17 protein-coding genes are annotated in these 15,060 nt (G+C 65.1%); 5 read left to right on the forward strand and 12 right to left on the reverse strand.

From position 1 onward, the window contains the following. The first annotated feature begins 173 nt into the window (after positions 1 to 173). Positions 174 to 1,322 carry a helix-turn-helix domain-containing protein gene (locus tag H0B43_RS13105; RefSeq protein ID WP_312033783.1) on the forward strand — a complete coding sequence of 383 codons (1,149 nt, stop codon included), beginning with the start codon at positions 174 to 176 and terminating at the stop codon, positions 1,320 to 1,322. 24 nt (positions 1,323 to 1,346) lie between these two features. Here the strand turns inward: H0B43_RS13105 and H0B43_RS13110 are convergent, their stop codons facing one another. The 4 genes from H0B43_RS13110 to H0B43_RS13125 form a co-directional block, all read right to left on the reverse strand. Next, complete coding sequence (locus tag H0B43_RS13110; RefSeq protein WP_185727493.1) at positions 1,347 to 2,261, reverse strand: NAD(P)-dependent oxidoreductase; 915 nt, start codon at positions 2,259 to 2,261, stop codon at positions 1,347 to 1,349. A gap of 165 nt (positions 2,262 to 2,426) precedes the next feature. Continuing rightward, positions 2,427 to 3,272 (reverse strand): phytanoyl-CoA dioxygenase family protein, encoded by an 846-nt coding sequence (locus H0B43_RS13115; protein WP_312037618.1) that lies wholly within the window; start codon positions 3,270 to 3,272, stop codon positions 2,427 to 2,429. 324 nt (positions 3,273 to 3,596) lie between these two features. Next, complete coding sequence (locus H0B43_RS13120; RefSeq protein WP_185950065.1) at positions 3,597 to 4,661, reverse strand: MBL fold metallo-hydrolase; 1,065 nt, start codon at positions 4,659 to 4,661, stop codon at positions 3,597 to 3,599. Then, positions 4,661 to 4,987 carry a hypothetical protein gene (locus tag H0B43_RS13125; RefSeq protein ID WP_185727491.1) on the reverse strand — a complete coding sequence of 109 codons (327 nt, stop codon included), beginning with the start codon at positions 4,985 to 4,987 and terminating at the stop codon, positions 4,661 to 4,663. Before H0B43_RS13125 ends, H0B43_RS13120 begins: the two co-directional genes overlap by 1 nt. Before the next feature lie 165 nt (positions 4,988 to 5,152). On the opposite strand from H0B43_RS13125, the gene H0B43_RS42495 reads away from it, so the two are divergent. Then, positions 5,153 to 5,284, forward strand: coding sequence for a hypothetical protein (locus H0B43_RS42495; protein ID WP_282555438.1), 132 nt, complete (start codon positions 5,153 to 5,155; stop codon positions 5,282 to 5,284). Positions 5,285 to 5,440: 156 nt separating this feature from the next. Here the strand turns inward: H0B43_RS42495 and H0B43_RS13130 are convergent, their stop codons facing one another. Continuing rightward, a complete protein-coding gene (locus tag H0B43_RS13130; protein WP_185727490.1) occupies positions 5,441 to 6,346 on the reverse strand; it encodes a hypothetical protein in 906 nt (301 codons plus the stop codon). A 613-nt stretch (positions 6,347 to 6,959) separates the two neighbouring features. Further along, complete coding sequence (locus H0B43_RS13135) at positions 6,960 to 7,382, reverse strand: Hsp20/alpha crystallin family protein (RefSeq protein WP_185727489.1); 423 nt, start codon at positions 7,380 to 7,382, stop codon at positions 6,960 to 6,962. 125 nt (positions 7,383 to 7,507) lie between these two features. On the opposite strand from H0B43_RS13135, the gene H0B43_RS13140 reads away from it, so the two are divergent. Next, on the forward strand, positions 7,508 to 7,963 hold the full coding sequence (locus H0B43_RS13140; protein WP_185727488.1) for a MerR family transcriptional regulator: 456 nt from the start codon (positions 7,508 to 7,510) through the stop codon (positions 7,961 to 7,963). Between the two features lie 344 nt (positions 7,964 to 8,307). Next, a complete protein-coding gene (locus H0B43_RS13145) occupies positions 8,308 to 8,457 on the forward strand; it encodes a hypothetical protein (RefSeq protein WP_185727487.1) in 150 nt (49 codons plus the stop codon). Between the two features lie 280 nt (positions 8,458 to 8,737). Here H0B43_RS13145 and H0B43_RS13150 read toward each other — a convergent pair whose 3' ends face one another. The 6 genes from H0B43_RS13150 to H0B43_RS13175 all read right to left on the reverse strand — a co-directional run bounded on the left by H0B43_RS13150 (position 8,738) and on the right by H0B43_RS13175 (position 14,456). Next, complete coding sequence (locus H0B43_RS13150) at positions 8,738 to 9,568, reverse strand: glycosyltransferase family 2 protein (RefSeq protein WP_185727486.1); 831 nt, start codon at positions 9,566 to 9,568, stop codon at positions 8,738 to 8,740. Further along, the gene (locus H0B43_RS13155) at positions 9,565 to 10,569 is read right to left on the reverse strand and encodes a glycosyltransferase (RefSeq protein ID WP_185727485.1); all 1,005 of its coding nucleotides are present in this window, start codon (positions 10,567 to 10,569) and stop codon (positions 9,565 to 9,567) included. The genes H0B43_RS13150 and H0B43_RS13155 overlap by 4 nt, the downstream gene beginning before the upstream one ends. Beyond that, entirely contained in the window at positions 10,566 to 11,684 is a 1,119-nt protein-coding gene (locus tag H0B43_RS13160; protein ID WP_185727484.1) for a glycosyltransferase, read from the reverse strand. The genes H0B43_RS13155 and H0B43_RS13160 overlap by 4 nt, the downstream gene beginning before the upstream one ends. Next, complete coding sequence (locus tag H0B43_RS13165; RefSeq protein WP_185727483.1) at positions 11,681 to 12,733, reverse strand: glycosyltransferase family 1 protein; 1,053 nt, start codon at positions 12,731 to 12,733, stop codon at positions 11,681 to 11,683. Before H0B43_RS13165 ends, H0B43_RS13160 begins: the two co-directional genes overlap by 4 nt. A 456-nt stretch (positions 12,734 to 13,189) precedes the next feature. Next, positions 13,190 to 13,900, reverse strand: coding sequence for a hypothetical protein (locus H0B43_RS13170; protein ID WP_312033782.1), 711 nt, complete (start codon positions 13,898 to 13,900; stop codon positions 13,190 to 13,192). Between the two features lie 94 nt (positions 13,901 to 13,994). Continuing rightward, the gene (locus H0B43_RS13175; RefSeq protein ID WP_185727482.1) at positions 13,995 to 14,456 is read right to left on the reverse strand and encodes a DUF4383 domain-containing protein; all 462 of its coding nucleotides are present in this window, start codon (positions 14,454 to 14,456) and stop codon (positions 13,995 to 13,997) included. Between the two features lie 301 nt (positions 14,457 to 14,757). Here H0B43_RS13175 and H0B43_RS13180 point away from each other — a divergent pair, with 301 nt between their 5' ends. Continuing rightward, positions 14,758 to 15,027 (forward strand): Rho termination factor N-terminal domain-containing protein, encoded by a 270-nt coding sequence (locus H0B43_RS13180; protein WP_185727481.1) that lies wholly within the window; start codon positions 14,758 to 14,760, stop codon positions 15,025 to 15,027. Positions 15,028 to 15,060 lie beyond the last annotated feature (33 nt).

Here is a 15,060-nt window from a genome sequence, read left to right on the forward strand (position 1 = left end):
ACACGGAAGGGCGCCTCGGGCGCGCTTCGGGGCGATAGGTTCGAGGCGGACCACGCAATTTCGGATCCGCCGGCTAGGGAGGCATGGTGAAGAAGTCAGGCCAACCGGGACCGACACCCTCTCCTCGGGTGTGCGAGCTGTTCCGGAACCTCGCCACGCGAATGCAGGCGACCGTGGCCGCGGTCGCCGACGAAGCCTGGGACGCAGGGCAGCGCAGCCTAAAGGATCCGACATTCGCCGAGGACCCCATGCTCGCCGAGCTGGATCGACGCTTCACCCACTCCACTTTGGCCCATTGGCTCGTGGCCAACATCGACCGTCCGGGGCAGCTGGTCGAGCCGACGCTCATCCCGGACTTGGTGACGCATACGCGCGACCTGGTGCTGCGCGGCGTCGACACCGACGACGTCGATGCGTGGCGCGCATCGCAATGGGTCACGTGGTGCTGGTGGTTGAAGGGGTGTTTCGACGCTACGGATGACCTCGAGGACCTGCGAGAGCTGGTCGAGATCTCAGCGAACTCGCTCATAACCTACTTCTACGATTTGATGGCAGCGGTGTCCGCCCATGTGGACGAGGTGCGGACCGAGCTCGCTCGCGGACCGCTGGTCCAACGTCTTGCCACGGTGCAACTGCTGCTTCAGGGAGCGTCGATCACCCGTGGTAGGGCAGAAGCGCAGCTCGGCTACGCGCTGACCGGTCACCACCTCGCCGCGATCGTGTGGGTCGACTCGGAGGACCACGTCGGTGGGCTCGAGATGGCGGCGGAACAACTCATGCGCGTGTGTGGCGCGGAGCGCCGGTTGACGCTGGTTGCCGGTTTCGCCGCTCTGTGGGTGTGGCTACCGGTGACCCAGGCGCCCCTCGGGGCCGACCTCTCTGCAATCGTCGCGGACATCCCCGGGGTTCGCATAGCCCTCGGCCGGGCCGGGCCGGATATCAACGGCTTTCGGCGCAGTCATCTCGACGCCGCCGCGGCGCAGAACCTCCTGGCGCGTCTCGGATCCCGCCGCCGTACCGTTCGATTCGAGGACGTCCAGCTGATCTCCCTGCTGACGTCCGACGTCCCAGAGGCACAGCTCTTCATCACCGACACGCTCGGTGCACTGGCGACCGCAGACCGCGCACTTCGCCATACAGTGCGGGTTTTCATCGCTGAGCAGTCCAACATCTCCAAGGCGGCCGAAAAGCTGTTTGCACACCGGAACACAATCGACCGACGGCTCGCGCGGGTCGATGAGCTGTTGCCGCGCCCTCTGGCACAGAATCAGACTGCTGTCGACACCGCGCTCGCCCTCGTCGAACTGCAAGAGGACGACTGACACTTTGCCCCGGCAATGCGGCGATCATGGACAACTCGGCGAGTCGGGCATTGCCAGCCTGGTTTGGGCGGAGAATCCGAGACTCCCCAGGCCTGCAGCCTGCGCTCCCTCTATGTTCTCGGTGGCCACCGCCAGCATCAGGGCGTGCACCCCGGCTTGTCGGATAGCCGCAAGCGCCGACCGTGCTCCCTCGGCGAAGGTGGTGATCGTCGCCTGCTCCGTTGCGTGGTTCCCGCTCTCGATCGCTGACGCCACCTCCTCCGTGGCATGCCGTAGAAGGTCGAGGCATTGGAGAGTAGTCACGCGCATCTCGGCCGCCGACAAACCCTCGCGCTGCAGGTAGGTCGCCGCCTCCACATAAGCTTCCAACGCGCCCACGAAGAACGGAAGGTTGCCAAGGAGGAGTAGATTCGCGGCTCTGACCTGGCCGGACACATGGTCCGAAGCCCCGACGAGAAACATCAGGGTGCGACGATGCGCGGCCCAGACACTGGGTGTCCCGGAGTAGGCGATCATCGTAGAGGCCGCGCCGATCTCGTGGGGGTAGCAGAAGATCGCGCCATCAAGGTATGCCGCGCCCTGTTCGGCGGCCCAGCGTTCCATCGCCTCGGCCTCGTCCGGCGTGCCGCTGGTGAGATTCACCAGCGTGACGTCGTCCAGGTCAACCGCACCAAGCGCCGACAGTGTCGACTCGGTACTCGTCGTGCACACGATCACCAGTCGCGACGATTGCACCGCCGCCTCGGCAGATCGTGCTGGGGTAATGCCGTCCGGTACGAGTGCCTGAGCTCGTTCGGGAGTCCTGTTCCAGGCGGTAACCGAGAATCCACCGGCCACGAGCGTTCGCGCCAGCGCGGCCCCCATCAGCCCGCAGTCGATGACCGCCACGTCGTGGTCTGTTGCTCGCGCAGCGACGCTGCTTACCGAGGTGGACATCATGTGATCGATCCTTCTGGGAAGAACGGCTCATATCGAGGCATGTGGCCTGTGGGTTTGCGCGCCTGACTGCGCGAGCCGCGGTTGCCATGGGGCACGGTAGTTCTCGCGCACCCGTTGCCGGCATTAGGCCCGCGCTCGGAGGTTGTCGGCAGGCGAGCGGCGCTGCTATCCGCCGCTGCTGGTCAGCTTCAAATGGTCGGCGAGGTCAGCGAAGTCCACGTTGTACAGACCGGGCGAACCCTTGGGGTACTGCGAGCGGAATCCGAGGATGCTCTGCACTCGCTCGGGCAGTGGGCGGACGTCTTCGACATCGACGAGGAACGGCCAAGGCTCCTCGGGGGTCAGGTAACTCGCCTGCAGTGCAATGGACATGGCGCGCCGGTACTGATTCTTGGTGCGGTTCTCACCACCACCGTGCACGGTCTTGCCGAGATAAAGCGCCGCGGAACCGGCTTTCATCTCCACCGGAACTGTCATCTCCGGCGTGCCACGATCCTCGAAGTCCGGCCATGTGTGACTGCCCGGAATGATGCGCGTCGCGCCGTTCTCCTCGGTGAAGTCGGTCAGCGCAGTCAAAAAATTGATTCCGGCCTCCGGGCCGGATGGGCCCAAGGTGACGAACAACGGCCAGTTCTCGAGGTCACGGTGCAGCGGTTGGGCACTGTTTCCCGGGCCGATCTCGATCACCTGCGCCGTGGTCATCCAGAAAGTTCCGGACTCCTCCAGGAAGACAGCGTCACCCAGCGCGTGAAAGAGGTCGAGATCCAGAACTTCGGTCCGAAAGGTCTCACTGGTTTCGAACATCCGCGTCAAACGCTTCGTATTGCGACCATGAAAATCGATCATGAACGAGTCGTCATACTTCGCCCCGGGATCGATCGCGCCGATTGCGACATCGATGTCGGAGTTGAGCGCCCTGACCTGGCCTTCCGTGAGGAAGTCCTCGATGATGACACCGCCGTCTTCGTGAACGATGGTCATGATGTCGTTCACGGGTGTCGAGTTGGGCACCGATCGAAGGATACTGCCTTTGATGCTCGTCATGGGAAATTGCCTCTCTGATCTCTGTGCTCGCCAAAGCATCTGGGACTTCTGTTCCGTCGGCCCCAGTCACCGGACTCGGTGGATGGGCTCCGCCGTGGCGGGCGGTTCCGGCACTGGTATGGCGAAGGTCTCCACCATGCACCGCATTTGCGCTGCGATCTATGTCAACTCCCACCGGGTTCCGGACGAGGATGGTGCGAGTTGCACCGTTCGACCCCGGCCCGGGCAAGTGTGGGCGCTGGAGACCCGGGGCGGATCACCTCGAAATAGAGCCGGGAGGGGCTCCGGCGATCAGGGTGCGCGCGGGGTGTCGCCGAGCACGGGTCGGCTCCATGTCTGTTGCGAGCCTTCACCTTCCACGACGAGACCGAGATCGCGGAGCTTGGCAATCGTCATCATGGTGTTGAACATGGGATTCGGGTTCGCACCCGAGGCGCCGAGCTCCTGCGAGCGCGCGATGAAGGCTTCCACGAACGCCGGTAGGTCGTCGATGCCACCGGCGAGCAGTTCCTGTGCGGCGCCGTCGAGCGCCGCAGCCTGATCGAGTAGCGTCGACAGGCGCTCGACTGCGGTCCGACGATCGAACACCTCGAACGCATGGCCCTCCGTGACAACGTCGACGGCACCGGTCTCGACCAGCGTCAGAGCCTGGGCAATCGCGGCAAAGATGTTCATCTGGTTGGCGTCGTGCATGGCGCCGCACGGGCCGTTCGGTTCGTCGGACAGGTGCAACAACCGCGCCTCGGGAAGGTGGACGACCACCTGGCCGGCGCAGTGCCCCTGGGTGCGGATGACCTGAACGGCACCGTCGCCGAACGACCAGCCCGACACATGTTGCGAGCCGATGACGAGGTGCTCGAGCGGGAGCTCCTCGTAGGTCCGGGTGATGTCGGTGACGGGAACGTAGGGCCGGTACATCGCGAGCAACTGACGAGCCGCCGCGGAAGGATCTTCGAACCCCGGCACCAAGCCGGACACCCGACCCAAACTCGTTATCCAGTAGGATATCCCGTGATCGCGGTACTGGACCGCGTCATGCGCGCTGACGAAATGATGCACGTTCGCGCGATCAATCCCGTCGCCCAGCTCTGCAATGAGGTCGTTGTTCCCGACATGATCAGGGTGACCGTGGGTCGTGAGTAACAGAATGTTCGACCACGGAGCAAGATCGTCGGCAGCGGACCGAATCGCGTCGCGGAACACCGACGTCACACCGCTGTCGACGAGCACCAGCAGATCCCCGGCTCGGTGAACGATCACATTGCACACGTCCGGCTGGCCGGCGACCATATCCAGCTCTTGACCGACGATCATGCGTGTTCGGTCGTCGATCTCGATCTGCTCGCACAGAGTCACTATCTGGTTCTAGCACGCCATCCGACTCGTCCGCGGCGGATCACGTCGAAATCTCGAAATGGCAGCCACTCCCTCCACGGAGACACCGAGACCCGCGCGGCACCGACAATCGCGACCAACACCATCACAACTGTCAGGATCACGCACACGAAGGTGACCGGGTCGGTGTAGTAGCCGAATGCCGCCACGGCGACACCTGCGGCGGTCGCAGCGAGCGCACTGAGCGCATAAAGCGCCAGCATCAGCGACATCTCCACCGCAACTCCGACAGCGGCCGTGAACCAGACGTACAGCAACATCAGGGTCGGCGACAGCCCGGCGACCAAGCCCACTCCCCCGAAAATCCCGATCTGCCTCCCCATCCGGCCATCCTGTCACCTACCTTTGCTCGCTCGCGGGCAGTTTCACCCAAACCATGCCGATCGGTTGGTTTTTCCTGCACCATTCTCACCGAACACTTCAACCTGACGAACAGGACATTCAGGACGCATATGATTCCCACGACCGCCTACACGGTCCAACAAGTCTCCACCGTCGTGACCATCCCCGGCGTCGACCCCGCACCTCCCGCGGCCGAGAACCTTCCCGGACTCGCGGATCTCGGCACAATTTTTGGCAGCTGATCGCAACCGCGAATCCGACGGACGCGGCGGCCTCATCGCAGCGGCGAGAGCCGCCGCGTTGCACCTACCGGTCGGACTAGGACTAGGACTAGGACTAGGACTAGGACTAGGACTAGGACTAGGACTAGGACTAGGACTCGCCAGGCTCCTGATCGATTACTGGAAGTAAGATGCGTAGTCGCTGAACGGAACCTGGCCGGTGGGGCTCGCCTTCACGGCGTCGGCAACCGCCGACGGAATGGGAGCCCAATGGGCAGGCATCGCGGCTGCCAGGGAGGGATTCAAGATGTAGAGCAGGGCGAAGTTCACTATCCAGAGCGGCGGCGCCATCGACATGCCGACCTCCGAACTCACGCCACCCTTGGTGTTGGTCACCAATTGTGCTGCGCCCGAGATCTGTTGCGCTGCGAAGCCGTAGACCGCCTGCACCGTATATGCCGACTGATAGAGCGCTATCAGGGTTCGTGTCGCACCGTTGTCCCGCAACCAGGTGCCCACGAAACCGCCCGGAGCGATCAGCGAGTTCACCTGCCTCGTCGGCGCGTCCGCGTTCGCCGGGCTCTCCAGCAGTCCGCTGGGGTTCACGTAGAGCCCGTAGCTGGCCAGCACCGACGGTGTGGAATTGCCATCGACATTCGAATAGAGGGGTCGGCCGGTCGTATTCGTGAGGATCTCAGCGCATGCTTCGATCACCTCGGCAGCGTCGCGGCTGCCGCCGACTCCGCCTCCGGTGATGAGGTCGTGATACTGCTGCTCGGACAAAGCGTCAGCCCGGTTGAGCCCAACCTGGCCGGCAATCTCGTCCGCCGCTTGCTGACCGAGTGGCTGGTTGAGCTGATCCGGACGGGTCATCTGCGTGGGTGCCAGGGGCTCGTAGCCGGGTGCCCCCGAGAACGGGATCGCGAACCCGGTGTCGACGTCAGCCGCCGGTTCGCCGCCGGCCGTCTCGGTAGCCGCCAGAGGGAGAAGGCACACTCCCACCAGTGCCAGTACCCAGACGGTCCTGCGATGGGGAGTCGCTCCGCGTCGATGCCCGGAACCCGCCAACCCTATGCCGCGCATACGTCAACCTCCCAGGACACCATCGGGCGAGCCAACACGAGCTTGCGTCCAAGTCAAACGCCGTGGCGAACTCTGTGTCAAGACCGCGCGTCGACTCGATCGACTGAGCGAACCGACGGGGTTCACGACCCCGTGAGGAACACGGAAGCGGCAGGCGAACCGCCCTCTCCTCGAGACCCCGACTTGGACGCCGGACGAATTCATGAGACGGGCGATTGCCTGCCGCGGATGCATGTGTGTGCCGGATGCCGTTTCGAATAATCACCGTCCTTTCGCGAATCTGTGGAACCGACGCCGCGACCTCACCTGGTCGGCGGAGAGCGTTGCGTAGCAGAGCGTTCCACTGGATCCGCTGCGATGACTGGCCAGCGTTTGGAACATCCCTGCCGGGGCACGGCACCGTCGAGGTGGGCGCTTCCGATCCGACTGAGCAGAGCCACGGCCCGCGGCGTCAACGCGTCGGCCAGGATGAAGTCGGAATCGAGTTCGAGCACAGCGTATTCGAGTTCGTGCCACGGCCGAATCGCGGGGTCGGCAGAACTGGCGATAGCACCGAACGGAATCGCGGTCGTCATCGCCTCTCGACCTCCTTCCCGGTTGCGACTCGCGTCGATCAGGCGTTGATGGCTTGGGACTGATGACCGTTGCCGGTCACTTCGATCTTGTGCGGCTTCGCCTTCTCGGCGACAGGGATTGCCAGGCGCAACACCCCGGCGTCGTAGTGCGCCTCGATCTTGTCGGTATCGAGGTTGTCGCCGAGGATCAGTTGCCGACTGAAGATGCCGCGGGGCCGCTCGGCGGCGACCATCTCCCGATTTTCGTCGGGGGCGGGGCGCTCGGCCCGCACTGTGACCACGTTGCGCTCGACATCGAGATCGAGGGAATCGAGTTGCACTCCGGGAAGGTCGAACTCGACGACGAACCGGTCGCCTTCACGCCAGGCGTCGAGGGGCATGACCGCCGGCCGCGCCGGTGTGCCGAGCACTTGCTGGGTGAGTCGTTCCAGATCGCGGAACGGATCGGTGCGCATCAACATCGTGACCACCTCCAGAAGAACCTCGTTGTGACGGTTAACCTTCAGCAGATTCTGTAGATCTGGTATAGCATTCGCAGTAGAAGTTGACAAGATTTCTGGAGAATTTTTCGACGGAAGGTGCGGCGATGCCGATCCGATCGCCGGACGACCCCGCTGAGCAGCCGCGTTCGGACGGGCCGTCGCGGCGCCCGCTGTACGGGATCTCGGTGGCCGCGGAATTGTCCGGGTTCGCGGTCGGCGCACTTCGGCTGTATGAGCAGCACGGCCTCGTCGCACCTACCCGGACCGACGGGGGCACCCGCCGCTACAGCGACTTCGACATCGCCCGATTGCGCCGTGTCGCCGAACTCATCGGCGACGGCGTCAACCTTGTCGGCATCGGTCAGATTCTCGCGCTCGAGCAGCGCACCGCGGATCTGACCCACGACAACAACCAGCTCACCGCCCGTAACGACCAACTGACCGCCGACAACACCCGCCTGAGCTCCGAGTGGCGGAACGCGTCAGCGATTGGGCAACGCCGAGACCGGGAAGATCAGCCCGGGGGCGATACCCGACCGCGGGCCACCGGGTGCACATGAATGTCCCTCATCGGATCGACGAGACAATGCTTCGACGACACGTCGCACCGGACGGAGGCCGAGTCCGGCACCGCGCGACCGTCGCCGAGGGTCGATGAGGCTACTGACCGGCAATTCTGTCGGACAGATCACGTCAACCGCATCGACTGCTTCGACAGCAAAGATTCAGCAGGTCGGCGCACGAGGCAATCTTCCGCGGCCGACGTCGCAATCAGTCAGTAACCACTCCGAGACGGTCCACTCGGACCATGGCACTCCACAACGGAGAGTGCTAATTTCAGGAGTGCACAGTGGGGGTGCCCGCCGGCTCGCGGGCACACGACGTCGAGGGGAGGTGTACTGCTGTGCGCACGGACGATCGTCGTCGCAGCAAAACCGACGACTACATCACTGACGACGCGGTTCTGTCAGGGGAACCGGTGCTGTGGCCGGACCCGAGTCCACTGACGAAGTGGTGGCAGCAGATCCTGTTCGGTGAGCGGCGGTCGACATGACGGGGTCACGGAAATCGGCGCACCCGCAGCACGTGTTCGGCTGCAGCCGTTGCGATCACCTGTACCGTTCCCCTGCCGTCGACCGTACGGCCGCCGCAACGCAGGCCCGGTTGAACGGTTGGAGTATCGACGACATGGTCTTGTGCCCCGGTTGCGCCTCCGTGGCCACCGCGAAGGCCGAACTCGTCGAATGACCGGTGGCCGGCGTGACGGCCGACTGGCTGCGCTTGTTTCGCCTCGACCAGGAGCCGCTGACACGTCGGATATCGAAGGGGGACAATCACGTCGACCGGACCCAGCATCTGCATCCTGGATCGTAAGTGATCAGCCCTCGCTCCTCGAATGCCCGCAGCCAGCCCGGCATCGGCCAACGGCCCCAACGGCGATGAAACAGTTGCGCATTGACGAGGATGTCGTCGAGATGCTCGACGGGTGGGTCGGACACGGGATGGTACTGGTGGAACGCGTCGGCGCCGCCCACCCACCGCAAACCCACCCCCGCAGCGGCGGCGGTGTACGCGAGGTCGGTGTCTTCGCCGCCGTAGCCGGCGTACTCGGTGCAGAATCCGCCGATCCGGTTCCAGGCGGAGGTGGTGACGGCAAACGACAGCGACCAGAACAGGTCGTAGTCCGTGCCGGTCAGCACTGTTCCCGCCGACGGGGCCGGCCGCGCCGGATGAGGGCGGTGGAGTTCATGAACATGGTCGAGGTCGTACCCTGACGGGTCGGGCGGGGGCAGATAGGTGACCGGACCGCACAGCAGTGCAGCGCGGTTGTGGCGCTGTCGTGCTGCGTCGACGTATCGGCTGAGCAGTGCGGTCCCCGCGATGCAGTCCACGTCGAGGAAGATCAGCAGTTCGGCCCCCGCAGCCACGGCCGAGGCCGCACCGGCGTTGCGGGCGTGGGCAAGTGGAAGTGGGCCCCGGTCGTGCTCGACCCACAGCACGCGCGCCGAGTTGCTCTCGGCGGCCACGACGTGCGCCACCCCGGGGTCGCCGATCGCGACGACCACGTGCACGTACGGGGGCATGGTGCTTCGCTGCAGGGACTGCAGGTGCAACCGGAGATGGGTGTCCCGGTGGGCGGCAATGGTGACGAGCGCGGTCCTCATCGCACTGCCCCGGCTCTCGATGCGAGGCTGTCGATGACCCGTGCCGCACGCGCCGCCGCCCCTGCGGTGTGCCAGCGAGCCCACCGGCGACCGCCCAGCGTCATGGCAGCGTCGATCAGGTGCGGCCACGCAGCGACGGACGGCCACCGCGGCACCGACACGGCCAGCCCGTTGGCAGCGAGCGCCGCCGCAGTGGCGTCCTGCTCGCCGAAGGGACGGGATTGGGCGATGACGATCGCCGCCCGCCTCGCGGCGGCGATGTCGGCGACGGCGTTCTGACCGGCATGCGAGATGACGACGTCGGCACTGCACAACTGTGGCCACGGGTCGTCCACCCAGGGTGCACCCGGGATGCCGAGCGCCTGCCACTCGTACTCGTGATGCCGACGGGTGCACAACCGGACGTCGTCCATCGACAGATCCGTCCCGCCGGTGCCGCTGAGCACCAGGACCCGAGGACGCCGTGACGGTCCGGTGTCGCCGGCCACGCGACCGTCGAACCGGGTGATACCGCCGACGAAGGTCGTTTTGCCGGCAAATTCTCTGAGCCACAACGGGTCGTACATCTCCTGCGGCCACGCCGCGATGATGTGCTCGGCAAGCTGATAGCCGAGTCGATGGGCTGGATCGGTTCGGTCGCCGGGCATGGCCATGACGACGACCGGCACGCCCAGCAGTCGGGCGAACACCGTCACTTCCACCGACACGTCCACCACCAGGAGACTGGGCTGGACGGTATCGACCCAGGAGGCTATTTGATTCATCCGTGATCGAAGTCCCCGATCCAGCGCGGGGGCCCAGTGCAGAACGCCGTTCGCGGTCGGATTCTCGGCCGCGTCGCCGTCGTCGTCCCGGGCCAGGCAGACTACATCGGCGAAACGCTCGGGGTGCGGTTGCGGTGCCGACGACAGCGCGGTGACGGGAGTGGCGAGAGCGGCGCAGATACTCTGCGCCCGCGCGCGGTGCCCCTGCCCGTGGTGATGGATGTAGTAGCCGATCACAGTGTCACCCCGGTGGGCCGCGCCGTCGCGCCGCTGTGGTGCGCCTGTGTCAGTCGCCGGTACGTGTTTACGTACGCGTCGACCATGATCCGTTCGGAACACTGTTCCCGGGCCCGGGCGCGGGCCGCCGTGCGCGAGAGTCCGACGGTCACTGGGATTGCCCTGACCAGGGCGTCGAGGTCGTCGGGTGGTACCAGGCGGCCGCAGTCGGGCGTGAGCACCTCCGGGATCCCGCCCCGCGCGAACGCGGCGACGGGCGTCCCGCACGCGAGTGCTTCGGCCACCACCAGCCCGTAGGGCTCGTCCCATACCGGCGTCACCAGTGCCGCCGCGGAACTGCCGATCGCCGCGGCCAGCGCAGGCTGCTCCAGGTGACCGAGATACGTGACATCCGCTCCGAGACGCGGCCTGATGGCTTGTGCGAAGTACTCAGCGTCGCTGACCGGACCGGCCAGCACCAGAGGACGCCCGGCCCGCTGCGCGGCCGTAATCGCAAGGTGCGCACCCTTCTCGGGCACCAGACGACCGAACCAGATCAGTTGCCGCCCACCCGGACCGGCCGGCCATCCCGCGAGATCGACCCCATTGGGGATGACGTCGATCTCACCGACCACGTGCTGCCACGCCGCGGCGGTGTGGGCGCTCACCGCCGCGAAATAGGCGCCCGGTCCGGCGCCGACCGCGATGGCCGACTCCAGCCACGGCGTCGGCGGTGTGTGCAGCGTGCACAGGATGGGGGTGGCCACCGTCGCCGCCATGGCCACCGGCAGGTAGTGCAGGCTGTGGTTATGGACCACGTCGAACGCTCCCGCCAGCGGTCCGGCGAGATCGAGCATCAGCTGCAGATACGCATGATGCTCGGCCATGAACTGGTGAGACGGCATCGACGTATCCGCGCGTGCCGCAGCGCTGACGTCGAGTGTCCGGACGTCGAGGTGCGTGCACCCGAGCGCCGGATCCGAGCCCGGTCCGGCGAACAACGTCACCTGATGCCCGTCCGCGGACAACGAGCGGGCCAACCACCACACGTGCGATTCGAGGCCGCCGGCAAAGGGCTGCCGGATCGGGAATCGGCAGGAAGCCACAAGGGCGATCCGCAGTGGTGGGCCGCTCATGAAAGAGCCTTCTGGTAAATGGAATGGTGTGCGCGGGCCAGGGCGCGCCGCTGTGATGCGCGCTCGGCCCCGGTCGCCCGCACCGGTTCGGCGTCGTAGAGCGTCCGGATGCAGCCGTCCAACGAGTCCGCGTCGAAATGCTCCTCGTCGAATCCGAATACCGCACAGTCCTGTTGTTCGCCGTAGAAGCCGCAGCTCGGTGCTGCTACCGCCGTGCCGAGGTCGTAACAGGCCTCGAGCCAACCGGAGTGGGTACCGAACCTGTACGGAAGCACCGACACCGACAGCGACGACAGGTAGTCCCAGAGTTGCTCGTCCGAGAAATACGGGTGGACGACCACGTCGACGTTCTTCCGACCGCGGTAGCGCAGGAGGCGCGCACCCGTGTCGGGGGCGTACCAGTAATTGGCCGGCTCGAAGATCTCGTCATGGACGTTGATGCGCAGACGGGCACACTCGAGCTGGGAAACCGTGTCTGCCAGAACGTCTAGGATCGGAAACGGATCCATGTTCGCGCGCATACTTTTCACGTGCACGCCGACCACGAACTCACCGCCGCGGGCTCTGGGCCGGTCGATGAGGGGGCGCTCGACCACATGCGGATGACGAAGGACCGCGGCCGTGCGGGCCCAACGCCGATCGATCGCCGCCGCCGCACCGGTGGTGAGGGTGATCACCTGTGCTGCGGCGGGAACCAGCACATCGAGCAATTCGAGATGTTGTTCGGGATCGCGTTGGTGCGGATTACGCAGATCGTGCACGGAATACACCACCGGGACGTGCCGAACCGACAATTCGTGCAGAACATCGTTCATGACGTCCGGGGAGATGGCGTCGAAGCCGAAATGGATATGAAACACATCGAATTCGCGGTGGTGCCGGCTGATCCACCGCGGATCCAGCATCACCGGCGGCCACCATCCACCCGGCACCTTCCGTCCATCCGCCGGCACCGGATCCGGAAGCCGGACCACCTGATCATGGCCGTCGGGATCCGCGAGGTGTCGCACATACACGTGCGACGCCGGCACCGAGGCGACCCGGATCATCTGCACATCCTCTCTACGAAGAACGCGGTCGTCGAAGTTCCTGACGGGCAATACCGAAGAAACGGACTCGTGGCGTCCACGAAACACCCCCTGCCGCAACGCCCACGAGCGATGCCCGCATCCCCTCCCCCGCGGTGACGGATGGGTGGTGGCTCAGTCGCGCTCCGACGGCCGTCGCTGTCCCCACTTCTTGTATAGGACATAGGCGATGACACCGACCAGAATAAGTATCCCAATGATCTCCACGAGCAACGGATACCCGAAAGCCCTCTTTCTCATGCGGTAGCGCACAAAGTACCCCGAACCGTCGCGCACGACCCCCGGCCGCCGCAACGCATTCGTCCCGTGTTCGAGGCGCGAACGCGAAATCCGCGCGGCGGCCCGACTCCCTTCCGCCCCGTCCGACCACACGTCGCCGCATGCACCATTTCGTGGTGTTGCTTCCGGCGGAATGGTTTACGGGGGCGGGTTGCCGCGGCCGTGTCGGCTTCCCCGATATGCGCCGACCCGCACGGCGGCGAGCCATCCGGGTCGCAGCGCCACCTCGGGCGGACAGTTCAGTACCGGATCGAAGGTCGGTTGCTCGTCGTCCGGAAGTCCCAGGGCCTGCGTCAGCGTCAGCTGACCGGCGGGGACGGGGGAACCGGCGAAAGTGACGAGTTCGAGCCGGAACCGTAGTGGCGCAGCAGCTAGTGCATCACGCAGCGCGTTCAAAGTCGTAGACGGCGGGTGCGGGCCGACCGGGGTGGCGACGATCCATCTGATGTCCGTTCCCCTCGACGAGTACGGCATCAGGCTGCTGTAGCGGGCGCCGGCCCAGCCCCGTGCGGGGAGGGGTAGCAGTCGTGTCGCCGCTGCGGTACCGGAGCTTGCCAGGAGTAGATCCCAGTGTGTACCCGGGTGTTCGAGCGGTACTCGCACGGCAAGTCCGAGCACGTCGGGCAGACCGGCCGGTGTTCCCACGCCGCCGGACATCCGGGCCACGACGTCGACCGGGGTACGCGTCGGCGGCGGCCACCACGGAGAGTCGAGTTCGAGGTGCCCGGCGGTCACCAGGCCGCGCGGATGGAAGACCCGGGCGCCGCCCCGCAACGAGGCGGCGACGCGGAACGGCGCCACCACGAGCGCCGTTCGTACCGTGTCGAGGGTGTGCTCTGTCAGGTCCACAAGGCGCGATCCTTCCGGTCGCTCGATTTCCTGTTGCGGGATGACGTCGACCGGCTTCCAAGTTCGACGTTGTCGATCAGCACGGTCGTCGTGTTCACAGTGTCCGGGCTCGCGGTGTGGTCGCGGAGGTGTTGCGAGAGAGCAGGAAACCGAGCGCAACCATGACGACACCGAGCGCGAAGTGCAGCCAATTGTCGGCACTGTTGACGGGCACGAAGTTCACGTCACTGTTTTGGTCGATGAGCAGGCCGTAGATCCATAGAACGAGGTAGATGACACCACCGGCGATGAGGAACAACTTTGCGGTGTCGGCCCGTCTGGACATCGCGATACCGGCCACACCGAACACCAAGTGCACGATGTTGTGCAGTACGGACACCTCGAACACCCCCAGGAGCTTGGCCTCGGAGTGGTGACCGGCGGCGGTGAGCATGTCGTAATCAGCGGTGATGCCCGGGATGAAGCCGAGGACGCCGACCAGGAGAAATACTGCGCCGACGATCAGGGCGGCGAGTTGGAGTGGGGAGCGCGTGGCTGATGCAGCGGGCCGAGTCATGGGAGTGCCTTTCTGAAAGGGACGGTGCCGGACTCGAATGTCCTTCTCGAGTGTTACCCCTGCATCCCTGCGCGAAAACAGCGACGGGCACGTGCCCTCTCGCCATGTCGAACTATCCGGGGTGCGCCAGCCGATCGGTCACGGAGTCTTCGACTGGATTCCCGGACATTGCGTTCGAGGAAAAGGAGGGGAGATTGCACATCCCCGCGACCGGACACATCTCGAGTCGTCGTTTGGAACTTTACGTCCACGGGTAGGCGGAAAAGAGGCGCCGAACGGTCGATGATGGGAGGAGCACGAGATGGCACGCGGCGATTCGCAACCCCAACTCAAAGACGAGAAGATGTACGAGGAATTACGCGACAAGGGTGATTCCAAGGAGAAGGCGGCGCGCATCTCCAATGCGGCAGCCAATCGTGGTCGCAAGAACGTCGGAAAGTCGGGCGGGAAGTCCCACTCCTACGAGGACTGGACGGTCGACGACCTGAAGAAGCGCGCCAAAGAGTTGGGTTTGGAAGGCTATTCGAAACTGAACAAGAAGGATCTCATCGACTCGCTTCGCAATCACTAGCGGGAGACTGTCCGCTACTTGTTCTGTGTGGTC

The organism is Rhodococcus sp. 4CII, from assembly GCF_014256275.1.
GTDB classification, from domain to species: Bacteria; Actinomycetota; Actinomycetes; order Mycobacteriales; family Mycobacteriaceae; genus Rhodococcus_F; species Rhodococcus_F wratislaviensis_A.